Raw genomic sequence first — 26,324 nt, forward strand, 5'->3', positions numbered from 1 at the left:
CAACTCCATATTCTCTTCAAAAAATACCTTAATAATAGCTGTAGTCTTGAAGAAACACAGCGTCTGATGAGTTATTTTCAACTTGATGAAGATCAGGAAGTATTGAAAGATCTCATTATCGGCGCTTTAGAAATTGAGAACGAACGTTATGAAACTGATCCTGCCATTGCCGGTGTACTGGCTAAGGTAGACCGAGATCTGTTCGTTCAGATTCATGAATCAGCACAAGCTGTACCAGAAGGTAAAAATAAAATACTTAAACTCTGGTTAAAAATTGCTGCTGTTGCTGCAGTTTTAGCTGTAGTGTACCTGGGTGTTTATTTTTTCAATAACCAACCGGAAAAGGTTGCCACTGTTCCCAAAGTTACTTTATATGATATCAAGTCAGGGGGCTATGGTGCTACACTTACCCTAGCAAATGGCAGGAAGGTCAGCTTAGCAAATGCGTCTAAAGGTGAAATAGGAAGGGAATCAGGAATAGTCATCACTAAATCAGGCGACGGCAAACTGGTGTACCAGGTTAGTGAAAAGGTTTCGGATCCTAATGCTTCCAATACCCTGTCTACCGCCCGTGGGGAAACCTATCAGGTACGGTTGCCTGACGGATCGCTTGTATATTTAAATGCCGCTTCCAGTCTCACCTATACCACCTCCCTCATTGAAAATGGAAAACGGGTAGTTAACCTCAGCGGTGAAGGATATTTCGAAGTAGCGAAGGATAAGCAACACCCATTTATTGTAAAAACAAATCGACAGGAAGTAGAAGTATTGGGAACTCATTTCAACATCAGCGGCTATGCCGATGATGAAGTGGAAAAAACCACCTTACTGGAAGGAAGCGTGAAGCTCTCAGCATCGGGTAACTACAAATTGCTAAGGCCAGGGCAACAAGCAAGGCTATCCGCTGGCAAAATAAAGATTATTGAAACGGATACCGATCTGGCTGTTGCCTGGAAAAATAATGAATTTGTAATCGAAAGTGAAAACATCGAAACAATCATGAAAATGATTAGTCGCTGGTATAATTTGGAGGTTGTTTACATCGGTGAAAAAACCACCCAGCGTTTCAGCGGCAAAGTTTCAAGATTTGATAAACTGTCAAAAGTACTTGAAATCGTGGAATCAACAGGGGAAGCTCATTTCGATTTAAAAGGGCGAACAGTCTATGTCTCAAAATAAACAAACTAAACTATTAATAGAATACTAACCTTAAACCAACAAATGAAAAAAAGATTACACTAACTCAAGACATGTTAAACGAAACCAGGCCCCGATTAGCCATCAGGACCTGGCAAAAGTTTGGAACATTCAATTAAAAATCAAACTAATAACCGCAGTCCTCCGTACGGTCCAACGCAAAAGAGGCTGCTTAACCAAACCGACTACTAATGTATCAAAATTCAAGGAAATTTGGTATGCCTAAACGGCTGTACCTTAAATTATTGCTAACTATGCGCTTAACCATCGTAATTATAATAGCGTGCTTTTTGCAGGTGAGTGCGTCGAGCTTTGCCCAAAAAGTGACTTTAACCAAGTCGAATGCTTCACTCCGATCTGTCTTCAAAGAGCTTAACCAACAGACGGGTTACAATTTTTTTTATACGGACAATTTGTTGGAAAATTCGTCGCCAGTGACCATCAACGTTAAAGATGCAGAATTGTCTGCTGTACTTAACCAGATTTTTGCAGCGCAAAACCTGGATTTTGTTATCCGTAACAAAACTGTGGTCATCAAAGCAAGTGAACTGACCAGGCAGGAAGTTATTTCGGGTTTTGTAGGCGATGCCAAAGAACACAAACCGATCCCGGGCGTTACCGTGTCGATTAAGGGAACAAAGTCTGCCGTTCAGACGGATAAAAATGGAAAATTTACCATCAGTATATCAGCAGGCGCAACCTCTTTGGAGTTCAGATTTATAGGTTATAAAACCGTTGATGTGCCCATTTCACCTAATTCGAATTATACCATTTACATGGAGGAAAATCAGGTTACGCTAAATGAGACGGTGATTACAGGGATGGTTGACCGGAAAGTTAATACCTACACCGGAGCTGCCAAAACCATAACTGCTGCCGAGCTTAAGGCGGTGAGTCCGGTAAATATTTTTGCCGGCATTGCTGCCCTTGATCCTTCTTTCAGAATGATTCCCAACAACAAGATAGGCGGGAATATCAACGCGCTTCCGGAAGTGACCATGCGTGGGCAAACGTCTTATCCAACCCTGGGTTCGGAGCTTGTTGGAAACCCCAATACACCATTATTCATTCTTGATGGATTTCAGGTTTCTTTACAGGCAATCGTAGACCTGGATATGAATCAGATTGCCTCGGTAACTTTATTAAAGGATGCTTCGGCCACTGCAATGTATGGCTCTCGTGGAGGCAACGGTGTGATGGTTGTTACAACAATTCTCCCACCGAGAGGAAAAGTAGAAGTTTCCATAACCAATAACTTCACTTTATCATCTCCTGATCTTTCTGTTTACCATATGCTGAATGCGGAAGAAAAGTTGGACTTTGAACGTCGTGTCGGTTTTCTTAACAGTTATAGAGGGCAAGCCATTAATGCCGAACGGTATAAAGCAGTGGTGAGCGGTGTTAATACAGACTGGAAATCTATTCCCGTTCAAACAGGAATCAACAACAGAACCAACCTTTCATTACGTGGGGGCGACCAGTCTTTAACTTTCAACCTTACTTTTAGTGGGAATTTTTTACAGGGCGTAATGAAAGAACAGGACAGGAAAAATTATTCGGGAAGTTTTACCCTGAGTTATAAAACCAATAAATTAACATTCCAAAACAATACGATTGCAACCCAGGTCATCTCTAATGATTCGCCTTATGGGGAATTTAGTCAGTACCTGGATCTGAATCCGTACTGGAAACCTTACGATGAAAACGGTAATGTAAACAAGTACCTGGAAAACATCGATTTGGGCTTCGGTGTAGGAAGTTCTGTGGTCTTAAACCCACTGATGGATATTAATTATAATACCATTAACAACAGAAATAAGAACTTTAATTTAAGAAACAATACCACAGTACGTTACGACTTTAGTAAATCACTATGGTTCAATGGCGCATTGGGAATCACAAAAGTAAACGGAACAATAGATAATTTCTATTCCGCTTTAGATAGCCGTTTCAATGGTATCGCAGATTTAAGTGCAAGAGGTACCTATTCGAAAGACAACAGTGATGCCTTTACCATGGACGGAACAGGTTCTGTGAACTACAACAAGAATTTTGGAAAGCACGGCATTACTGTATATGCAGGATTCAGGCTTGCCAGCACAAGCTTAAATTCATATAACGTATCAACACAGGGTTTCCCTTTCGACCGTCTGGACAACATCCTGTTTGCTGCGCAGTATTTAAACAGCAGGCCTACCGGAACTGAAAGCACAATTAACAATCTTTCCTATACAGGAAGTGCAAACTACTCTTATGATAACCGGTATTTTACCGATTTTACCTATACCAGAGATGGCTCTTCTGCTTATGGTGAAAATAATAAATTTGGTAATTTTTGGTCTGCAGGTTTAGGATGGAACATCAATAATGAACAATTCCTTAAGGATAGCAGAATAATTAACTTGTTGAGGATTCGCGGTAGTTACGGTTCTACAGGTACATCTGTACAAGATCCTTACGCCGCACAGTTCAGGTACAACCTGGGTACATCGACTGGTTATTTCGGCGAAGTAGGGGCTTTTCCCGGCGCACTTGGCAATCCCAACCTGAGCTGGCAGCAAGTACTGAAGTCGAACATTGGTATTGCTTCATCATTTCTAGATAACCGTTTGACTTTTAATGCAGAATTTTATAATGAAGTAACTCAGAATGCGCTGACTACAGTTTCGCTGGCACCTAGTACAGGTTTCCCTTCGTATACCGAAAATTTAGGTAAAATTCAAAATAGGGGATTGCAATTTGACCTCGGTTATACCATACTATCTGAACCTCGTAAAGGCTTAAAGTGGAATGTTTCTGTAAACGCCGCCACTAACAAATCTGTATTGAAAGAACTTTCTGGTAAACTTAAAGCCTTCAACGCCGCATTAAATACGAATAACGCCGATCAGACTTCCGAAAATGCACAGTTCATTGAGGGGCAGTCTACCACGGCCATTTATGCAGTGAGGTCACTAGGCATTGATCCGGTTACCGGCCAGGAAGTTTACCTGAAAGCAGATGGTACCCCAACATTTGTGTGGGACGTTAATGATAAGACCTATGTTGGTGATACCCGCCCCAAGTGGACAGGTGCCATCAATTCAAACTTCCTATATGCAGGTTTTGCTTTAAATTTTAGCTTCAATTATAATTATGGTGCTGATCTGTATAACAGTACGTTATTAAACCGGGTAGAGGCCGTTGATGCACGCAACAACGTAGACCGAAGAGCGTACGACCTGGGTTGGACTGGACCTGGAAGTTTGAGCCCATACCGTAGAATTACAACCTTCCCGACACCAACAAAGCTTACTTCACGCTTTGTTCAACGCGATAATAACATTCAGCTTAGCTCAATTAATTTGAGTTATCAGTTCAAAACCGCATTGGTAAAAAAGTTAGGCTTGCAGAACCTTAGTGTTAGTGCCACTACGAACAACCTGGGCACCTTTAGCTCCATTGAAATTGAACGTGGTACAGATAATCCTTTTGCCAGAGAATATACATTCGGCTTAAGTGCAAGATTTTAAATTCAAAAGATAAATTCATATCCCAATGAAAAGAACAATATTAATTATAGGAATTCTGGCAATAGGTGCGATGTTTTCCGGCTGTAAGAAATTTTTGGATGTACAGCCCAAAACGAGTCTGTCTGAAGAACAGCTGTTTACTTCAGAAGTTGGTTTTCAACAGGCTTTATCAGGTGTATACGGCCAGTTGGCTGGTAGCAATCTTTACGGAGATAACCTTTCTATGGGCTTCGTTTCTGCCCTGGCACAAAATTATTCAACACTCAATACCAACGCAGATGTTTCGCTGCAACAAACACAACTCCTGAACTATGCTTCAACGGAAGTAGCAGGATATACCAACGCCATCTGGTCTTCCAGTTACAGTGCAATTGCTGCAGCAAATAAAATAATTGCAAATTCAGAAACAAACCGTTCTGTACTAAGCAATAATTCATATGCACAGCTGCGCGGTGAAGCCTTAGCCTTAAGGGCGTTTATACATTTTGATTTATTACGTATGTTCGGCCCTGAATATACTGCAGGTGCTAGCTTAAAAGCCATCCCTTACAAAAAAGATGTAAACGAAAACGCAATTATGCCCGCTACAACCGCTGACGTGGTCAAATTTGCATTAGCCGATCTGAAAGAGGCTGCAGATTTGTTGCTGGCCGTTGACCCGATCGTGACCAGCGATTTGAGGAACAGACGGAATAAATTGAATTATTACGGCGTAAAAGCACTGGAAGCAAGAATAAAGCTATATAGTGGCGATAAATCAGGTGCGGCTACTGCTGCAAATGTAGTAATCGGCTCGGGTAAGTACGCATTCGTAACCCAGGCTGCGGCCGGTGCCATTAGCTCAGGATTGGTGGTACGCGACCGCCTATATTTCAATGAGCAGGTATTTATGATCAGGGTTAGAGATATATTGCCTACCGTACAACGTTATTTCAGGTTTAGAGGTGCTTTGGGTCAAACCCTTACACGTATTCCTGCTAATTTTGCTACGCTATATGAAACTTCATCGGGCGGTGGTACAGACATCAGGTTCGTTTACCGTTTAGAGCAGGATGGCGGAAACTTGTTTCCCTCTAAATTCTGGCAAGCCTCTACCGCTACCACTACAATTACCGATAATTTATTGGATCAGTACGTACCGGGCATACGTCTTTCAGAAATGTACTACATCCTGGCTGAAACTGCAGAAACACCAGCTGCAGGTGTGGGGTATTTAAATACGGTGCGCCAAAACAGGGGGCTTTCCAATCTGGCAACAACGCTCACAGCTACCGATCTTACGGCTGCAATCACCAAGGAATACCAGAAGGAATTTTATGCAGAAGGCCAGTTGTTTTTTTACTATAAGCGTATTAAAGCACTAAGAATGCAATTCCGTAACATCAACATGACCCCAGCGGACTACAAACTCCCAATTCCAGATGCTGAACTTCAATTTAATCCGAATTATGGAAACTAATCAAACTCGTATTATGAAATACTTATCATATATATTGATAGTAGCCTGTCTTTTTTCCTGCAAGAAAGAAGCAGTCGAGACCTATCAGGGAAAGGATGGCATCAGTTTCTTTGCCTACACTTACGAACTTTTGCATACCACCACAGTAAGAAGCTACTCTTTTGCCTTACAAGCTACTCAAAAGCAAAAGGACACACTATTTATACCCTTGCGCATTACCGGTAAGCTATCCGATCAGCCACGTACGGTATTGCTGAAAACGGCTCAGGGAACTACCGCAACTGCAGGCGTAGATTTTGAGCTGAAAGAATTTACCATTCCAGCAGGAGCATCGAAATTTAATTATCCGTTGATATTGCTCAATTCTGCCGGAATGGCCAGCAATGTGTACAGGATTGTGCTGGAGCCCGCAGAAACTAAAGACTTTACTTTGGGTACTTTCGGACAGACACCTGCTACGACCCTCAATCTTGGTACAGAAGAAAACTTCAGATATCTGAAGGTTGATGTAACCAGTCAGTATATCGAACCTGCTTATTGGAGCATCTATCTCCTTGCAGATTTTGGGGAATTCAGTGCCGTAAAATACAAGTTCATGGTGAAGACTTTGGGTATAACCGATTTTTCTTACGACAAGATTGGTTCTGACGGTTTACTGAACTTTCCGGTTACCTTAAGGAATGCACTGGCCGCTTACGAGGCTGCAAATGGTCCATTGTTAGATGAGAACGGTCAACAGATATCGTTCCCTTAATTTAAAATATTATGCATTTAAAATACTTTTTAAAACTCAGCCTGGTTTTTATTGTAATCATGATGGCATTTGCTGCCTGCAAAAAAGACAATCAACTGTATAAATATGATCAAATCAACGACATTAAGATTACAGATGCAATAACTGCTTTTACGGTTCCTCAATTGGATTCGCTGATCATCACACCAACATTGGCCCAAACAATGCCCGAAGGTGATTCATTTACGTATAGCTGGACAATTGATTCGACAACGATTGCCAAAACTAAAAATTTACGCATTAAAGTAACCCTGAGCCCCGGCACTTATTCCATAATTTACAGAGTAACGAGTAATAAAAATGGTATTTACACGCTGAAGCGTTATACCATCACAGTAAATGGTGTTTATCCGGATGGCTGGTATGTTCTCAACAGCAAGGATGGAAAAGGCAAAGCTTCTTTGATCCGCACGGATGATGTGATTTTTGACAACCCTATGGAAGTAGCCAACAATAAAACCTATCCGGGAAAACCATTGGCTTTATACAATTTTGGAAAAGGCGGTTTCTTTTATTATTTCACTGATCAAAATGTATATCGCTTTAACATGAACGATTGGTTAGAGCTTGGTGATAAAAGCTCGATACTGCCCGGTTTGGCAACACCGCTTCCATTTAAAACTGCGCCGGCATTTATAATGAATACCTCAAAATTTGAGCAGTATATCGTTGCAGACGGGAGTTTGTATGTTGGCGTTTCAGGAACAAATTCTGAGAATCTGAAACCCCTCTCACAACGCATTCCAGGCAATTATGATTTATTCCCGGGTGTTTTTCCTGGCAATTTTAATACCACCTATTTTTACGATAATGCAACAATGAGTTTTATGCAGATGGGAATTTTGTCAAGAGTCCTGGAGCCATCGCCTGCAACACCATCGAGATCTTTCGATATGGCAAATGTAGGTAAGAAAATGATTGCCTATGATCGCGGCGTAACTACGTTATCCCAGGAAGGTATTGAGTGGTATTACATCATGGAAGACAATAATGGTCGTTACCTGATGTCGTTAACAGGCGACTCAGACAACAGTTTCCCTGGCGTTAACCAAAAAATGACGAACAGTCCGGAAATAGGAAGCGCAACTAACTTCGCAACCTCATCAATTTTAAAACAACTTTACTACACTGTTGGCAACAAGGTTTATTTGTACGATATGCTTGCAAACGCCGCACGTCTGATTTACACTTTCCCATCAGGATACGTAATTAAAGACATTGAAATGTTGCGTAGCACCAGTAAACAATTGGTAATCGGTGTTAATAATGGTGCAACGGGTGAAGTTTATTATTTCAGTATTAATGGCCAGGGGGAATTTAATAATGGTACCTATACCAAGAAATTTACCGGTTTTGGTGAAATTATACAAATTGCCCCTGCCAGAGACAACCTATAGACACTCAAATGAATTATATTAATTATTTAACAAATACGATCATGAAAAAAATAGTCCTGCTCATTGCAATCCTGGTTATGGGAAAATCTGCATTTACTCAGCAGGCACAGCCTGCTTATAAGGCAAGTCTCGATTCTCTGAAGATCTTTATTGATCTTTCAAAAAAAGAAGCCATTCTTAACCGTTTGGTCAAAGCCCATCGGAACGACAATTTTGACCAATACAGAGCTAAATTGGCCGAAAACTTTGTGATCGCAAAAAACTCAGCCAAGGCCTTACACTATTTCAACCAGATTGAACAAACCGCAAGGATCATGTACGTTGAAACAGTTGCGACAGGTATTATGACCTACGATTTGAAAGCTGCTGAAACATTGGTTGGACAAGAATTGAATAACCCAAAAAATGCGAAAGAAGAACGTTTATTTTTGTTACAGCTATATAGTCAGGTGGCAGATAAAATGGGCAGCCATGACAAAGCTTTCGCTGCCATTAAGGAGTGCTATGAGCAGGCTACCAGAAAAAGTGCAGGATTAACTGCGCAATATTATTATTTGATGAGCAAAACAGGCAGGTACCAGGAAGCACTCCCAGAGCTGGAAAAAGCAGTTTTGTTAGGCTTGGCCGACGATGATTTTAAGAATGAACTGAAAAAGGCCTATATAAATGTGCATCCGGGAAAAGATTCAAATGTTTACCTGGCTACTTTAACCAAGCAGTTTGACGACAAATATAAAGCAGAAATAGCAGTCAAAATGATAACGGAACAGGCACCTGAATTTAAAGTCAAAGACATAAATGGTAAAGAAGTATCCTTGTCAGACTTTAAGGGAAAGACCATTGTTCTTGACTTTTGGGCAACCTGGTGCGGACCTTGTAAAAAGTCGCTTCCAGCGATGCAAATGATGGTTAATAAATATAAAAACGACCCGACTGTAAAGTTTTTGTTTATACACACCTGGGAAACGGTTCCAAACCCCAAACCTGATGCGGTGAACTATTTGCTAACCCACAACCTGGATTTGCCCTTGTATATGGATACTAAAGATTCCGTTACAAAAAAGAATCCTGCAGTATCGTCATTTGGCGTCTCAGGAATCCCTGCAAAGTTTATTATTGATGGCAATGGTAAAATTCGTTTCAAGGAGCTGGGATTGCTTTGGCCAAATGAGGTTGCCGTCAGGCAACTTTCAACCATGATAGAAATGTCCCGTTAAAATGTAATCACCCAAAGAAACTCATAGAAAACAAACTGTATGAAAAAATTATTTTTAATATTCCTGCTGCTACCTTTTATTGGTACGGCACAGGTTAAAGGCACACATTTTGAACATGGACTTTCCTGGCAGCAGGTAAAAGATAAAGCTAAAAAAGAGAACAAATACCTTTTGGTAGATTGCTTTACAACCTGGTGCGGCCCTTGCAAATACATGGCCAGTACCATTTTTCCTCAGGAAAAGGTCGGCGAATTCTTCAACAAAAACTTTGTAAATGTTAAGATACAGTTCGATCAAACCAAAAATGATAGCGAAGAAGTTAAAAGCTGGTATGCGGATGCCCAATCAATGAGCAAAGAGTTCAAGATAAATGCCTATCCTACCTTTCTGATCTTTTCTCCGCAGGGCAAGCTCGTACACCGTATTGTAGGCGGTGGTGAGGCAGATGAATTTATCGCCAAAGCGAAGATGGCACTGAACCCAGAAACCCAATATTACACGCTCCTGAAAAAAAGCGAGTCTGGAAATGCTGCTCCTGAGACCCTGAAACAGTTGGCAGTTAGTGCCGAGGCCGCCTATGATGAGGAAAACTCCGAAAAGTTTGCCAGTGCTTACATGGCTACACAAAAAGACCTGTATACCAAAGAGAACCTGGAATTTGTGAGCAAATACACCAAAAGCAGCCAAAGCAAGGGATTTGAGCTGATGCTAAAAGATCCTGAAAAAGTAGATGTCATTCTGGGAAAAGGAAAATCAAATGAAATACTGAGTGCCGTTGTTCTGGAGGAAAACATTTATCCCGGACTTCGAAAATCCAATGCTAATATAGATTCACTGGTTGCTGCTACACAGGCGAAATACCCAACAGTAGACATCAGTAAAGCCACCGAACTGATAAAGATTCAGGTTTTCCATGCCGAAAAAAAATGGGATAAATTTCAGCCGGCAATACTAAGCTATATGAAAAAATATGGTGCCGAAGTAACCGCTGATAGGTTGAATTTCTTTGCATGGGCGGTTTTTGAAAACTGTAAAGATATTGACTGTATTACTGAGGCGCTGAGCTGGAGTAAACGAAGCGTGGATGAGACCCAAACCAAGGAGCCTGCCTACCTGGATACCTATGCCAACCTGCTCTATAAGCTGGGCAAAAAAGACCAGGCGATTGCCATGCAGCAGAAAGCGGTAGACCTGGTTGCAGCCGAAAATAAAGCGAAATACCAGGTTACGCTGGAGAAAATGAAAAAAGGCGAATAAACCTTTAAGATTAAGTAAAAGGGATGCAGTTCATGATACTGCATCCCTTTTTTATTGTGTCCTGATATAAGCCTCAGCAATAAGGTTGTGCTGTAAGCAAGCATCTCCATGCCGAAATAACGCGGCCAATTTACCATATATAGAATAATGCTACATGTATAAATAGTGCGCTGTTACCGAGGCATAATATGTCTGGCCACAGTAGTAGGTGCAGCAGTCGTTAGTTTTATGCATTGCCGTAAGTATTGTCTGCTATTTCCTATATATTCGTCGGATAATAAATACAAAGCCCTCATGCGTCACAAATAGAGTACTTGATACAGTTATTTCTAAAAATATTTTTTAAATACCTAAGTATCAAAGTTGATATCATGTGTCCTTATGGAAATCAGCGCTCAAAAATCTGATTAATAACCAACTAAATTACATCCTTATGAAAAAACTTTTACTTTATCAGCTAAAACTGATGGCAAAAAAGAACCTGTTTTTTTTCTTTTTTGCCGTTCTGACGTTTATCGGCGCTCAGAAATCAAAAGCCCAGGTTCAGACCTTAGTCCACCCGGGTATTGCCCTAAACCAGGCTGACCTGAATCAGTTGAAAGTCAACATTACCCAGGAACCCTGGTTGTCGGCCTACAATGCATTTAAAAATGACGGCAAGTCTAAGTTGAGCTACGTAATGGCTGGGCCATATGCTACGGTAAGCCGTGCCCCGCACCTAAATAACAATGCATGGATAAACGATATGGTTGCTATCCGCAACCTGACCTTTATGTATGTTTTTACCGCGGATAGTGCCTATGCCCGAAAAGCAACCAACATGCTGGATTCCTGGGCAGTTACCAATACCTATTGGGGCGGCATTGAAAATAATCTGGACATTGGCGACCATGCCCAGGATTGGGGCGTAGCGGCTGAAATACTCCGCTATACGTTTCCCGGTTGGACCGCAGCCAATACACAACATGTGGAAAACTATTTCGCTAATATCTTATTTCCGACATCCTTTGTACCTAATCCCTTACGCGACCAGAATAAAGGCGCTATTCAGCTAAAAACAGCGCTGGCTGCATCGATTTTCTGTAATGATGTAACTCGGTTTAACCAGGCGCTTGAAGTGTACAGGATGGATGCCGGCGGAGGCATGCGCAACTCGCTGCCCAATGGCGAAACAGGTGATACCGGCCGAGATGATCACTGGGGAGTGCAGGCTACTGCCCTGGTATGGGGTGCAGAAGTTGCCTGGAAGCAAAGGGTAGATATGTTTTCCGAGTTAAACAACCGGGTATTGGCTATCGCCGAGCTATATCATAAATTTGCTTTTGACGGGGATACCATGACCTATATTCCCTTTGGGGGCTATGCCAGTTATTGGACCAACTGGGGAATTAAACCTGGAGGAAGACCATGGGGGATGACCAATATTATTCATAACGCTTATAACAGGCGTAAGGGAATACCTACTCCTCAAACAGACAGGATGCGGGCCGCATTGGGGGGTACCCAAGGGGAGTTCTTATATCTAAAATCATCTGATACTTCTACTGCGGTTAGTTTGCCACCTGTATTTTATCCTTCCGAGCACGTGCAGCCAGTAAGTAACCTGACCAATATTGATATCGGCAACCCCGGACTGGCAGGCAGTGCATCCTTCAATAACGGAATTTGGACCCTTAAAGGTGCCGGAAATTCCACGAGTAATGCTTTCAGTTTCAACTTTAAAAAAATTAGTGGTGATGCTGGCCTTGTAGTGAAAATTGAAAATATGTCGCTTACTACCGGAAGCTCAGGTGTTATGTTGCGCGAATCATTAGCGCCCGGTTCCCGTTTTTGGGATCTTGCTCTCGGGGCAAATGGCGGTGTCGGAAGGCATGGACAGCCGAAAGCCCCGTGGTGGTTAAAAATTGAACGTGTAAACACCCGCATATTTGCGTACCACTCACAGGATGGCGTTAACTGGACGAATCTTAGTTGCTGGTATTCAGCAACCGGTTTCCCGGCAGAACTGTACCTCGGTTTTTATACCATCTCTAATAATACATCGTTACATAATACAACCACGTTCAGTAATGTAGGCTATAGCCAATCTGCACCGGCGGGATCTCCGGAGATTAGTAGTGCTACCACTGCTACAACTACCATTGGCCAACCTTTTAGTTATAACATCAGTGCCAGTGCCAGTCCTACTGCTTATAGTGCCAGCGGTTTGCCTACAGGGCTTAGCCTGAATACGGCTACCGGTATTATTTCCGGCACGCCTACCGGATTAGGACAAAGCGAAGTAACACTAACAGCTACCAATACCATCGGCAGCGGCACCGCAACTTTGATTCTGAAAGTGCTCAACAACCAGGCTCCTGTAGCGATCGCTTCGGTTGTGGCATCGGTTATTAATAATACACAGATCAAATTGAGCTGGCCAGTTTCAGCAACCGCTACCGCTTATTCGGTAAAACGTTCGCTAACAGCGGGAGGCCCATATACCACTATTCAGGCAGCTATTACCCTCAACAGTTTTACAGATCCCGCTCCTGTACCTGAAGTAAATAACTATTATGTTATTACGGCATTTACAGGCGATATGGAAAGTGCTAATTCGAACGTAGTTTTTGCTAACGTTCCTCCAGGTATTCCGGGTCGCCCTGTAGTAACCAATCAAAGCGACCGGATTAGTCTTCTATGGGATGCTGCCAACGGTGCTTCTTCGTATAAAGTTAAACGGGGTACTGTAAGTGGCGGACCATATACTACGGTAGCAACGGTTAGTACGACCAGCTATACTGACACAAATGTTACCGGTGGCAATCCATACTTCTATGTACTTTCGTCAGTAGGGGCTACAAAGGAAAGTGCTAATTCGTTAGAAGCCTTTGGCTCACCAGGTGCGAATTCGGCAATATGGAGTCCAACACCGCTTACCGATTCATTGAATCTGGCAGCTAACTGGACGGGAAATGTCCTTCCTGCGAATCCGGCCATATTAACGTTTGGTTCGACCACAGATTCGTTATTAACTAATGACCTAACCGGCCTGGTAGCCTCAAGGATTCAATTTGCATCTGATGCAAATTCTTATACTATTGCAGGTAATGGGTTAACACTGAAAAATGACCTGGTTAACAACTCATCAGGAATTCAGACATTTACAACTCCCTTACAATTGACTGATCAGGTAAGTGTGAGTACAGGAGGCGGCGTTGTTTTGAACGGGGCAATAAGCGGTACGGGTTCTTTAAGGATGAACTCTTGGGGAAATTTTTATATTAAAGGAAACAATAGTACCTATTCAGGAAATACGACGATTATTAGTGGTAAGGTAATTGCATCGGGGGTAGGAACCGGAACGCCCAGCCACCCTACAGCAGGGCCATTGGGCACAGGTAAGATCATAATGAATGGGGGGCTGCTGCAGGCTCCGCCCGATGCGGGACTATCTTTATATAACGACATAGAAGTATTGCCCGGAACCAGGAGTAATTTGTATGAAGATTACGCTGCAATAAATCTTTACGGAAAACTAACAGGTTCAGGTAACATAGCACATGATGGAAATTACTATGCCGGTTTGAATTTGTACGGAGATAATAGTGAGTTTACCGGGACCTTTGTCTCGATATTTAGAAGTGGGGCCCAGCGGATCCGCTTCATGGTTCCCGAATCGGGAAGTGCAAAGGCCAATTGGTTGCTGGATGCCAATGCGCCTGATTGCCAGAATTTAAGTTTTAAAACCGGAACGATACATTTCGGATCCCTTAGTGGACGTGGTTATATCCGTACCGCCGGGAGTAATTCGCCGGTTATCAGTATTGGTGCCCTGAATTCAAATTCCGACTATGGAGGAACTATTGACGCTCTTGGTGGTAACCTGACCGTTGAAAAAGTAGGTACAGGTACTTTTCGAATGTGGGGAAATCAGCTCTACGGCGGAACGACTACCGTAAAAAAGGGAAAATTATTCATAGCTAATGATGCAGCCAGTGGAGTTTTTAATAGTCCGATAATTGTACAAGAAGGTACTTTGGGGGGCTCGGGAGTCATTCAATCATCGGCTACCATTGGAACCGGAAGCGGACCGGGTGCGATATTGGAACCTGGAGTGTCAGCAATCGGTACGCTTAAAGTAGGAGCACTTACCATGAAGGCTGATGCCACTTACACTGCAGAAATTAACCTGGGTACTGCAGAAAGTGATAAAGTTACAGCAACAAGTGTTACGTTGTTAAACAGTACAAAGCTTAAGTTAATTCCGATTGCTGGCGTCCTTCCATCGGGAACTTCATACACCATCGTTAACAATACAGGAACTAATCCAATTAACGGTACTTTTAAAGATCTGCCTGAATTATCTCTGATTTCGGCAGGAGCTTATAAGTTCCGCATTACCTATAAAGGTGGCGATGGCAATGATGTGGTCATTTCCGACAATCGTAGCGTAGTTACCTTAACAGCAACTAAAGACAGTCCGTTTAACTATACGCTTTCTGCCGGAAACAATCCGACAAGCTTTAGTCTGACTGGCCTTCCACAAGGCTTAAGCTTAAATGCCACTACCGGAGCGATTACGGGCACACCTACCCAGTCGGGCATTTTTATGCTTTATGCGAAAGCAACGGGTTCGGCAAGTACGGTAACAATCATAGCAGAACTTACAGTGAAGCCTAATGCCGTGCCACCTGCAACGGTTTTACAGGGACGCGCATTCAGCGCCTTCCAGGCAGATCTTAGCTGGAATACCCTACCAGCCTCCTGGTTTGTAAGTGGTTATACCGTTAAACGCTCAGAAACAGCCGGAGGTCCTTATGTAAAAATAGCCGAAAGCATTAAGGATAGTGTTTATTCAGATAAAGGCTTAAACGCAGAAACTTCATATTACTATGTGCTTTCAGCAAGTAACGAAGTTGGGGAGAGTGCCAATTCGGCGGAAGTAAGCATAACTATGCCTGCTCCGTCCATATCTCCAATGGTAAGAGTCCTCGTTGCAGTAGGCGGCAATGCCAAAGTAAGCCTTAACTGGCGGGGAGCTTATGAAGCCCTTACCTATAATGTAAAACGATCTCTTACCGCAACAGGTCCGTTCAGTACCATCACCAATCAGCCTGATACCACCTATACCGATACCGGTGTAAGCAATGGTACAAAGTATTATTACGTCGTTACTGCGGTAAACCCGGCAGGAGAAAGCGTGCCTTCAACGGTTGCCACTGCTGCCCCGGAAACGGCAACATTTGCCTATTGGCCGTTTAATGAAGCTATGGGGTCTTCCGCCACTGATATATGGAATAATAAACAGGTGGTTCTGGAAGGCACGGATGCCGGATGGGACAAGGGTATTTCTGGTTCAGGATTGAAACTGGGCGGAAATTCTTACGCCACTCTGCCTGCTGGAGCAGTTAGTACACTCACCAACTTTACCATTGCTACCTGGGTAAAACTCGATGAAACCAAAGCCTGGGAGCGTGTATTCGACTTCGGTACAGGTACCACTAATTATATGTTCCTGACCACGAATGTTAGTGGAGGGCTGCGCTTTACAACCAAAGTAAATGGAGGTGCGGAACAAATAATGGGAGCACCATATGCGATGCCGTTAGCACAATGGGTACACCTGGCCGTGACCCTTAACGGGACAACTGCTGTACTATACGCCAATGGCAATGAAATTGCAAGGAATAACAATTATACCTTAAAGCCTTCCATGCTGGGTAACACTACTCAAACCTGGATTGGTAAATCTCAATTTGCTGACCCTCTTCTGAAAGGGATGGTCGATGATTTCCGTATTTACAGCCGTGCTTTAAGTGCCGTAGAAATTGCTGCAATGCAAGAAAACAAACCAGATGGCATTCCTGAAATTACCAGTGCAACTACTGCTACAGGTATTTTAGGCAGAGACTTTGAATATGCGATCACGGCAACGCATTCTCCTTATTCCTATAAAGCCAGCGTACTTCCTGCAGGTTTAAGCCTGAATACAACAACCGGTGTAATTTCTGGTAAACCAACTCAGGCAGGTAATTTTATCGTGAACCTTACTGCTTCCAATACCAACAATGGTACAGCTTCGCTGAACCTGAATATCCAGAGTAACATTGTTAGCAATATCCGTGCAACAGCAGGTGATGCTCAAATCATCCTTCAATGGGACTCGGTTATGAACGCTAATTATTCGTATCGTATCAAACGTTCTCAAACACCAGGTGGCCCTTATACAACCGTTGCAACCATCAAAGGTTCAGAATATTTTAATGCGGGTTTAACCAATGGTGTTACCTATTATTATACAATCGCAACAATAGATGGTATAATTGAAAATCCCAATAGTGCAGAGATCAGTGCAAAACCATTTGTAAGTAAATACAGTTACTGGCCTTTTGACGAAGCCAATGGCATAACCGCTACAGATGTTTGGAGTAGCCGTACAGGTACACTGAAAACCGCAGCGACCTGGACTGCGGGAAAGATTAACAATGGACTTCGTCTTGATGGCACGGCCAATGGTTATGCGACACTTCCTACATCTGTTGTAAGCACCTTAAATGATTTTACTATTGCTACCTGGGTTAAAATGGATGGTACATCTAACTGGGCACGTATTTTTGACTTTGGTACAGGAACAACGAATTATATGTTCCTTACACCGAAAAGCAGCGCCGGGAACCCTCGTTATGCCATTAAAGCCGGTGGTGGAGAGCTGATTTTAAACAGTAGTATAGCCATAAAAACCGGTGAATGGACACACATCGCCGTAACGCAATCCGGTAGTGAGGCTATTATGTATATTAATGGGGTGGAAGTTGGGCGCAACAGCGCGATGACATTAAAGCCTTCCAGTTTGGGAAATACTACCCTGAACTATCTTGGCAAGTCTCAATGGCCTGACCCTATGTTAAATGGAACCCTGGATGATTTCAGGATCTACAGCAAAGCACTGACGGCAACGGAAATAAAGATGCTGAACGCAGTGCTTAGTCAAACCATCACGTTTAATGCCTTGGCTCAAAAAACGGTTGGTGATGCTGATTTTGATGCAGGCGCAACAGCAAGCTCGGGTTTAACCGTAAGCTATAGCAGCTCAGACCCTAATGTTGCAACAATAATTAACGGACAACTTCACATTCTAACCGCGGGTACTACAACAATCACAGCTTCACAGGCCGGAAATGCCCAGTACCTGACTGCAACCCCGGTATCGCAGGTATTAACCGTTAAAAATGTACAAACCATAAACTTCGCTGCCATTGCTCCGAAAGTTCTTGGCGATGCAGATTTTACCCTTGAGGCCTCTGCTTCTTCTGGTATTCCTGTAAGTTTTAGCAGTTCTGACGAGAGTGTAGCTACGGTTATAAATGGTGTGGCGCGCATCTTAAAAGCTGGAACCACAGTATTTACAGCTAGTCAGCCTGGAAATGAAACATACAATTCTGCCAGTGTTACTCAAAACCTAACTATACTGCCTTTAAATTTAAAGGTTTTATCGGCTGATGGTGATAACGGACAGCAATCGAACAATGTAATCAGGCCAAAGCTAAAGATCGTAAACGGGGATACCACTTCAACCAGTTACAGCATACTTACAGCCCGTTATTGGCTTACGGCAGAAAATTTTGCAGGAATTAATACCTGGATAGATTATGCGCAGATGGGCAACAGCAAGGTTAAAACCAAATATGTTGCGTTACCTCAGCCAAGAAACGATGCATATGGCTATATCGAATACAGTTTTGATGTTACAGCAGGAACTCTTAGCGCTGGTGCCAGTTCGGGCATTATCGAATCGGGCCTTGCCAACTCAAACTGGGCAAACTTAACCGAAAGTAACGACTTTTCTTATCGTACAGGTTCTACCTATACTGACAATAGCAAAATTACCTTATACCGTAACGGAACCCTGATCTGGGGAAATGAGCCAGCGCCCATAACCGAAACCAAAAGCGTTAAAGTACTTACAGAGGGTAAAAGTGCCGGAAGCAGCACAATCAGTACCTATTTAAAGCTAGAGAACACAGGCAATACTCCGGTAGATTACAAAGATATTTCCATCAGGTATTTCTTTACCCCTGAAAGCGCAGCGGGCCTGAACTTCTGGGCAGACTATGCCAATTTGGGCGCGTCTAAAATCCAGGGGCAGTTTGTGGCTATAAATCCGTCACTAAGCACTAATGGTGGTGCATACCTGGAACTGAAAGTAGATTCGAGTGCCGGTAAGCTGCATCCCTTAAGTGGAACAGGAAACATTCAGTACCGGATTGCCAAGTCAGACTGGTCAGCGTTTAACCAGTTAAATGATCATTCTTACCAACCTGGTAGTTTTGCTGAAAATAACCATGTGTGTGTGTACTACAGGGGAGAATTGATTTATGGCACAGTGCCTAACGGTACAAATAGCCAGTTGGCCATTGCAGCACCAAAAGAATCCAGCATTAATATAGCCAGCAGTATCGTAATTTATCCAAACCCGGTAACAAACAACAGGTTTAATATTACCACAACTGCAAACCTGTTAAAGAAGGATGTAGAAGTGAAGCTAGTAGATTTAACCGGACGCACCGTGTATTCAAAATCTGCCGTTAACAATTCAGGCGATATAGAAGTGCAGTTACAGCGGCAGGTATCTGCGGGGCTTTATATTCTGCTTCTCAATAAACAGTATGCAGGCAAAGTGCTTATCAATTAGTCTTTGATTTAATTTATATCCGTTCAGGAAGGGCGTTTTTAATTGATGCCCTTCCTGTTTTTAAATATGGTTAATGAGTGTCTTAACTTATCTATTAAACCCGGATTGATAGAGAGAATCCAGTAAAAAATGCTTTAACGATAATAAACGCTCATCGAAACTTAATGTGCAATCGATCCACATTTATATATCTAACACTATGAAAATACGATCAAACCAGGTGTCTACGAAAAAGTGGACTTTATTAATTCTGATTCTTTTGCATCAAACAGTCTCTGCGCAGTCCATAAACGGTATCCAGACAGATGCCAGCGCGAGGAACAATATTTACACTGCGGTACCATTCCTGTTGATTACGCCACAGCCAAGATCAGGAGCAATGGGAAATGCCGGTGTGGCCCTTGATCCTGATGCCAATTCCACTGTGATGAATACCTCTGCACTGGCATTTCTCACAGAGGGAGATTTCGGTATCTCCTGCTCTTATAGCCCTTGGCTCAAGCAGCTGGCCCCTGATATGAGTATTTCATACCTTAGCGGGTACTATAGGGTGAACCAAAAGAATACAATATCTGCATCCATTAGGTATTTTTCTATGGGGGATATTAATTTCAGCGACGATAATTTTCAGAATCTGGGTGTTTATAGTCCCAGTGAAGCAGCATTCGATCTTGGCTATTCACTCAGGCTTGGTCCGGATTTCGCCCTTGGCGGAAATATACGGTATATCAGCAGTAACCTTTTTGGCGGAGGAACAGTTAATGGAAACAGAGGCTCGGGAAAAGCCCTGGCTGCAGATGTTTCTGCTTTTCAGAAATCGGATATAATGCTGGCAGGCACTCCTGCGGTTTTAAGCTTTGGTCTTAACCTGTCCAACATAGGCACAAAAATGACCTATCGCAATACCGCTCAGTCTTACTTCCTCCCCGCCAATATGAGGATAGGATCTGCACTTAAAATAGGCGAAGGCCAGAACAAGCTTACATTATTGCTTGATTTTAATAAACTGATGGCTCCAACGCAACCGATTTACGGTGCGGATGGGAATATCGTAAGGGGACGGGATCCCGACCGTTCGGTACCATCGGGTATTTTAGGCTCATTCAGTGATGCCCCGGGAGGCTTTCGAGAAGAATTAAAAGAAGTTGGCATATCAACGGGCGCAGAGATGAGCTTCAAAGAGACGCTGTACCTCAGGGCAGGCTACTTGTACCAGCACCCCGAAAAAGCCAATACCTCTTACCTTACCCTCGGCCTTGGCGTCCATTATAGCAGTCTTTCCCTCGATTTTTCATACCTCGTAGGATCGGGTTATAACCCACTTCGAAATACCCTGCGGTTTGGTATACAAACAAAGTTCAGGAAGTTTAAGTAAACCTAAAGTCTTTAAGGGGATTTTCGGGATTCCCATATCTTGGAAATGTTACGGCCTGTTGGTTGGATAACCAAAAGCTAATTGGGAGACTGTCTATTGGCTTTGGACATGGGTAGAGCTAACTAAAATATTTTAGCGCAATCGATTGCTTAAATCGATTATTTTACGAAATTCGTGTAACCAAATATTAATTTTTAATTCACCCAAATATGTGGGGCATTAAAGAAATCAATTGCGCTGGTGAAGATGATGCAAAGATTAGTGAACACTTCGTAAATACCATTTTTTGTCTCTTATTTTGCTGATCGCCAGAGGTAAATTATTTTCTTATTCAACTAAAATTGTTCATAATTACACCGATATTTCATGAGAACTTTGAAGCCAGAATGAAGCGAACGATCTTCCTCATTTCAATCTTTCTTTTCTTGTTTTCTTGCGCTAAATCACAAGAATTTGTATTTACACCACTTAATGTTCTTCACGGGCTGAGTGACAACCAGGTTCGTTACATGCTTCAGTTGCCTGACGGACGTATGGTTTTCAAAACGACCGGTAATATCAATATCTATGATGGGGCGGGGTTTAAGTATATTCACCGGGATTCTCAGCGCAAATATCCGTTAAAAACATATGATGGTTTTTACAGGATTTATCTGAGTGGCGATTCCATACTTTGGATAAAGGACTATAAGGAACTTTTGCGGGTTGATCTGCGCAAGGAGAAGTATACACAAGATTTAGCGGGCTATTTCAAAAAGATAGGTTTTCCAAAGCCAATAGATAATTTCTTCATGGATACAAAGCAACGGCTGTGGTTGCTAATTGGTGATAAACTTGTGCTTAGCGATCATACTCAAGAATTCGATCTCTCTCAGAATCAGGGTAGACTGCAGGATGTGAGCGCTGATGAAGAAAAGCTATATCTTTTCTACAGTACAGGAAAGGTGATCTGCTACGATCTGAATTCGAAACGTAGGTTGTACAGTGCAGCTGCATATCCCGATATGCATTACGCTAGGTTTGGCAATACTTCCCTGGTGGTCAAAGGACGCAATGGTTTTTATCAGTTGAGAAATGGGACTCACGGCGGATTCTTTTTCTTTGACCTTCAAAAACAGGCCTGGAGAAAAATCCTTGAGACAGCATATACCTTAAATACCTTAGTGGTGGATGCTAAGGGCAAAGCATCTATCAGTTGTGCTAAGGGGATTTGGATAATTGATTGTTTTAGTAGTGAAAAACGGTATTGGCCGCTGCTAAACAAAACCGATGGAAGTAAACTTAATACAGAGATCAGCACACTGCTTTATGATAAACAGGGAGGCTTCTGGCTGGGGACCGTAAATCAAGGAATCCTCTATGATCATCCCGAAAGGTATATTTTTAAGCATATCGGCGCAACTTATTTTCCAGGTGCCTTATTAGGCGATATCATGGTGAAAGCATTTTCGGAGGACGTATCGGGCAACATTTACCTGAAATGTAAATCGGGCTTTTATCGTTACAAAGCCGCTTTAAGTAATGGTAATGGACTTGAGAAAGTTGATGTTTTTTCGATCCCGTTACCGGCACGCCGTAAATTGGAATACCCTCAGATATTGATCGATTATAACATTGACCATACTGCAGAACTTATCGATTCGAGAGGCTGGAAATGGACAGGAACCGGAGACGGGCTGAGATTATTAAAACCTTCCGGGGAACAGCATGTGTTTTATACTAAAGATGGGCTGTCAAACAATTTTATACAGGCGATATTACAAGACAGCCACAACAACATCTGGATCACCACCAGTTATGGCATTAACAAGTTGCAGATTGATTCAATCAGTGGAAATGTTCATTTTACGAGTTTCGATTCAAGTGCTGGCACGTTAGACGGTGAATATACAAATCAGGCTGTTTACGAAAGTTTGAGTGGCGACCTTTATTTTGGAGGGATAAATGGATTTAGCATTTTGAAACCCAGTCGCCTTTTGCAACGTAAGCTGCCCTTTAAACCTGTTTTTACCAACCTGTTCTTAAAGGGAGAAAAGGTTGAACCGGGCAAAAGCTACGGTGATCGTGTAATTTTAATTAATAGTGCACCCTATGTTAAGAAGATACAGCTTGATTATGACCAAAACTTTCTCACTTTTCAGTTTTCAGCGCTTAACTATCAGAATCCATCCCAAACCTTTTATCGATATCAGTTGATGGGGATAGACAAGTCTTGGCGAGAAACCTTCAGCCGCAGGGAAGATGGCGTAAACGGGCATGGCGTTCTCGAAATATCGTATACCAATCTGCCTCACGGTAATTATAAGCTAAGGGTGATGGCTTCTAATAACAATAAAGAATGGAATGGACCGGTTGCTGAAATTGATCTAACTATTGATGCACCCTGGTGGCAGACTTTGCCCGCAATTATCTGTTTCTTAGTATTGGCTTCAGTCTTGATATCAGCAGCAATATTTGCTTATATTTCTCACACCAGAAAATCACTGGAACGCACTCATCGGGAAGAGCTTTTATTACTCAGGATTCGTAACTTAATTGATCAGCAAAATGTTCTTCTCGCAGAAAAAGAAAACCTCCCTGCAACAGCTGAGGAGCGTAGCGATGCTTCAGAATCCAAAACCGGTCTCAACCAGGCCGAATCTGAATTTTTAGAAAGGGCGATGAAACTCGTAGAAATGAATATTGAGGTTACAGATTATTCAGTAGAGCAGCTCAGCCGTGATCTTAATATGGACCGTACCGGACTTTACCGAAAACTTATCACACTCCTTGATAAATCGCCATCACTGTTTATTCGCAATGTTCGCCTGGAAAAAGCGGCGCAATTAATTTTAGAAGGCAAACTCAATATTTCAGAGATTACTGAAAGGGTGGGGTTCAGCAGTTCAAGCTATCTGGGTAAATGTTTTTTTGAACAGTATGGCTGCAGACCTTCGGAGTATGCACGCAAGGTGAAAAATCAACGCCATTGATACTTTTTGCAACATAGTTGTTGTCTCAACATCACCGCTCAGCAGTATGTTTGTTACGATCAAATAAAAACTTTATGATGCTTATGAAATTTTACAACAAAGCCGGTGGTTTGTTTATGCTTTTTACATTTTTGCTAACCATGAATGGTTGGGCACAATCCATACAAAAGACTACACAAGGCCTGAAGTTTGCAGCCGGGCAAATGGATATCTCTGTTGAGTTCTATTCAGAAAATACGGTAAGGGTTTACAAAACACCCATTGGCAAACCTTATCTTAAAACCAGTCTTTCGGTTGTTGCGGTACCCAATAAAGTAGCTGTACGGTATGCAAAAAAAGGGCAGAATGCGATAGTAAAAAGCAGCAAAATTCAGGTAGAGGTAAATGTAGAGACCGGAGGGGTTTATTTCTATGATGCTTCGGGCAAGGAACTCCTGCAGGATAAGGACGGAGGCACGCTGTTTTCGCCTGTAATTGATGCCGGAACCCCATCATTCAAGATCAGGAATGCTTTTTCGCTGGATAAAGATGAAGCTATATATGGTGTAGGCCAGATCATGGATAATAAATTTAACCGTCGCAATTCCTCTCACCTGATGAAAAATGAAAATATGTCAACTTATTCGCCATATTTTCTTTCTGTAAAAGGTTATGCGGTATTCTGGGACAATTACTCGATTTCTAAGTTTGAGGATAAACCAGAGGAGCTATCTTTTGAAAGCCTTGGTCACTGCGCTGACTATTATTTCATGTTTGGTGCCAATACGGATGGAGTAATTTCAGAACTGCGTGGACTAACTGGTAAAGCCCCAATGCTTCCGCTATGGGCTTATGGATTCTTTCAGAGCAAGGAACGTTATCATACACAGGATGAAAGTCTGAATGTGGTTAAAAAGTACCGTGACCTGAAAGTTCCATTGGATGTAATCATTCAGGATTGGCGCTATTGGCCGGAGTATAATAAAACGGATAGCGCCTGGAATTCACAAACCTTTGATAAAGAACGTTTCCCAGATCCAAAAAAATGGGTTGATGAGATTCATAGTTTGAATGCGAAGCTCCTGATTGTAACATGGCCGGGCTTTGGTCCGAAAACACCTCAGCGCAAGGAGTTCGACAGTGAGAATATGATCATTAATTTTGATACCTGGCCCCCGAAAAGTGGCGCAAGACCTTATGATGTATTCAATCCAAAAGCACTTGATATCTATTGGAAATACCTCAATAAAGGAATATTCAGCTATATTGGTAACGATGGTTGGTGGCTTGATTCAACAGAACCTGATCACATAAACGTTAAAGAATCTGATTTTGACCTCCCTACCCATCTAGGCAGCTACAGAAGTGTAAAAAACGGGTTCAGTTTGATGCATAATAAAGGGATTGCAAGTAATCAGCGCGCTTCAAATCATGATAAGCGTGTGGTGATCCTTACCAGATCTGGCTTCATCGGCCAGCAGCGTTTTGGATCCAACACCTGGAGTGGAGATGTTACATCTAGCTGGGAGATGCTTCAAAAGCAGGTACCGGCAGCTTTAAACTATACCTTGATGGGAATCCCTAACTGGAATAGCGATATCGGTGGCTTTTTTGCCGGGCGCTGGCGAGATAATGGTGGTAATAAAAACCCTGAATTTCAGGAATTATATGTTCGCTGGATGCAATTCGGGGCTTTCAGTCCAATGATGCGTTCTCATGGAACCGATCTGCCACGGGAGATCTGGAATTTCGGTGAACGTGGTTCATGGTGTTTTGATGCCCAGGAGAAATCCATAAAACTCCGTTATAAGTTATTGCCTTACATATATGGTACATCATGGGATGTAAGCGAAAATAACGGAACCTTTATGCGCCCATTGATCATGGATTTTATCGCCGATCAGCGTACGCATGAGATTGGCACTGAATATATGTTTGGCCGCTCCATCCTGGTTGCGCCGGTAACAAAATATCAGGTAAGAAAATCTCCGGTTTATTTACCTAAAGGAAGTGGCTGGTATAACTTCTGGACGAATGAGTACAGCCTGGGAGGACAGACTGTTGAAACAGACGCTCCTGTTGACATCATTCCATTATATGTGAAGGCTGGCGCTATCATTCCATTCGGTCCTGATGTACAGTATTCTACCGAGAAAAAATGGGAAAATCTTGATATTCGGGTTTATGAAGGTGCAAATGGAAATTTTACACTTTATGAGGATGAAAATGATAATTATAACTATGAAAAAGGGGCCTACACTGCCATTGTATTGAAATGGGATCAAAAATCAAGGACATTAAATATTTCCGATCGAAAAGGAAATTTTACCGGAATGTTGGCAAAGAGAAACTTCAATGTTGAGCTTATCACTTTGAACGCTAATGCAAACGGCGCCAAAACAAAAAATGCCAGATCAGTTGAATATAAAGGAGAAAGGATTTCTATTAAATTTTAATCGAATCTTATCCGAAGTACACAAGCAGTAGAAAGC

General features: G+C 42.4%; 11 protein-coding genes. All 11 read left to right on the top strand.

Annotated features, from left to right (window positions below):
• The first annotated feature begins 66 nt into the window (after window positions 1-66).
• The 11 genes from J7E57_RS23035 to J7E57_RS23085 all read left to right on the top strand — a co-directional run bounded on the left by J7E57_RS23035 (window position 67) and on the right by J7E57_RS23085 (window position 26,288).
• On the top strand, window positions 67-1,179 hold the full coding sequence (locus tag J7E57_RS23035) for a FecR family protein (protein WP_215125689.1): 1,113 nt from the start codon (window positions 67-69) through the stop codon (window positions 1,177-1,179).
• A 209-nt stretch (window positions 1,180-1,388) separates the two neighbouring features.
• Window positions 1,389-4,709 carry a SusC/RagA family TonB-linked outer membrane protein gene (locus tag J7E57_RS23040; protein WP_215125688.1) on the top strand — a complete coding sequence of 1,107 codons (3,321 nt, stop codon included), beginning with the start codon at window positions 1,389-1,391 and terminating at the stop codon, window positions 4,707-4,709.
• Window positions 4,710-4,734: 25 nt separating this feature from the next.
• A complete protein-coding gene (locus tag J7E57_RS23045; RefSeq protein ID WP_215125687.1) occupies window positions 4,735-6,168 on the top strand; it encodes a RagB/SusD family nutrient uptake outer membrane protein in 1,434 nt (477 codons plus the stop codon).
• A 13-nt stretch (window positions 6,169-6,181) separates the two neighbouring features.
• The gene (locus J7E57_RS23050; protein ID WP_215125686.1) at window positions 6,182-6,922 is read left to right on the top strand and encodes a DUF4843 domain-containing protein; all 741 of its coding nucleotides are present in this window, start codon (window positions 6,182-6,184) and stop codon (window positions 6,920-6,922) included.
• Between the two features lie 11 nt (window positions 6,923-6,933).
• Window positions 6,934-8,358, top strand: coding sequence for a PKD-like family lipoprotein (locus J7E57_RS23055; protein ID WP_215125685.1), 1,425 nt, complete (start codon window positions 6,934-6,936; stop codon window positions 8,356-8,358).
• Window positions 8,359-8,399: 41 nt separating this feature from the next.
• Window positions 8,400-9,575, top strand: coding sequence for a redoxin domain-containing protein (locus J7E57_RS23060; RefSeq protein WP_215125684.1), 1,176 nt, complete (start codon window positions 8,400-8,402; stop codon window positions 9,573-9,575).
• 39 nt (window positions 9,576-9,614) lie between these two features.
• Window positions 9,615-10,832, top strand: coding sequence for a thioredoxin family protein (locus tag J7E57_RS23065; RefSeq protein WP_215125683.1), 1,218 nt, complete (start codon window positions 9,615-9,617; stop codon window positions 10,830-10,832).
• 433 nt (window positions 10,833-11,265) lie between these two features.
• Window positions 11,266-19,506 (top strand): LamG-like jellyroll fold domain-containing protein, encoded by an 8,241-nt coding sequence (locus tag J7E57_RS23070; RefSeq protein ID WP_215125682.1) that lies wholly within the window; start codon window positions 11,266-11,268, stop codon window positions 19,504-19,506.
• A 199-nt stretch (window positions 19,507-19,705) separates the two neighbouring features.
• Complete coding sequence (porV, locus tag J7E57_RS23075; protein WP_215125681.1) at window positions 19,706-20,881, top strand: type IX secretion system outer membrane channel protein PorV; 1,176 nt, start codon at window positions 19,706-19,708, stop codon at window positions 20,879-20,881.
• A gap of 341 nt (window positions 20,882-21,222) precedes the next feature.
• The gene (locus J7E57_RS23080; RefSeq protein ID WP_215125680.1) at window positions 21,223-23,853 is read left to right on the top strand and encodes a helix-turn-helix domain-containing protein; all 2,631 of its coding nucleotides are present in this window, start codon (window positions 21,223-21,225) and stop codon (window positions 23,851-23,853) included.
• 83 nt (window positions 23,854-23,936) lie between these two features.
• On the top strand, window positions 23,937-26,288 hold the full coding sequence (locus tag J7E57_RS23085) for a TIM-barrel domain-containing protein (protein ID WP_251030015.1): 2,352 nt from the start codon (window positions 23,937-23,939) through the stop codon (window positions 26,286-26,288).
• Window positions 26,289-26,324: the final 36 nt, after the last annotated feature.

Source organism: Pedobacter sp. ISL-64 (genome assembly GCF_018613605.1).
GTDB lineage: Bacteria > Bacteroidota > Bacteroidia > Sphingobacteriales > Sphingobacteriaceae > Pedobacter.

Coding starts and splice junctions, on each gene's coding strand:
- J7E57_RS23035 (WP_215125689.1), top strand. CDS start 67: ATGAGTTATTTTCAACTTGATGAAGATCAGGAAGTATTGAAAGATCTC.
- J7E57_RS23040 (WP_215125688.1), top strand. CDS start 1,389: ATGTATCAAAATTCAAGGAAATTTGGTATGCCTAAACGGCTGTACCTT.
- J7E57_RS23045 (WP_215125687.1), top strand. CDS start 4,735: ATGAAAAGAACAATATTAATTATAGGAATTCTGGCAATAGGTGCGATG.
- J7E57_RS23050 (WP_215125686.1), top strand. CDS start 6,182: ATGAAATACTTATCATATATATTGATAGTAGCCTGTCTTTTTTCCTGC.
- J7E57_RS23055 (WP_215125685.1), top strand. CDS start 6,934: ATGCATTTAAAATACTTTTTAAAACTCAGCCTGGTTTTTATTGTAATC.
- J7E57_RS23060 (WP_215125684.1), top strand. CDS start 8,400: ATGAAAAAAATAGTCCTGCTCATTGCAATCCTGGTTATGGGAAAATCT.
- J7E57_RS23065 (WP_215125683.1), top strand. CDS start 9,615: ATGAAAAAATTATTTTTAATATTCCTGCTGCTACCTTTTATTGGTACG.
- J7E57_RS23070 (WP_215125682.1), top strand. CDS start 11,266: ATGAAAAAACTTTTACTTTATCAGCTAAAACTGATGGCAAAAAAGAAC.
- porV (WP_215125681.1), top strand. CDS start 19,706: ATGAAAATACGATCAAACCAGGTGTCTACGAAAAAGTGGACTTTATTA.
- J7E57_RS23085 (WP_251030015.1), top strand. CDS start 23,937: ATGAAATTTTACAACAAAGCCGGTGGTTTGTTTATGCTTTTTACATTT.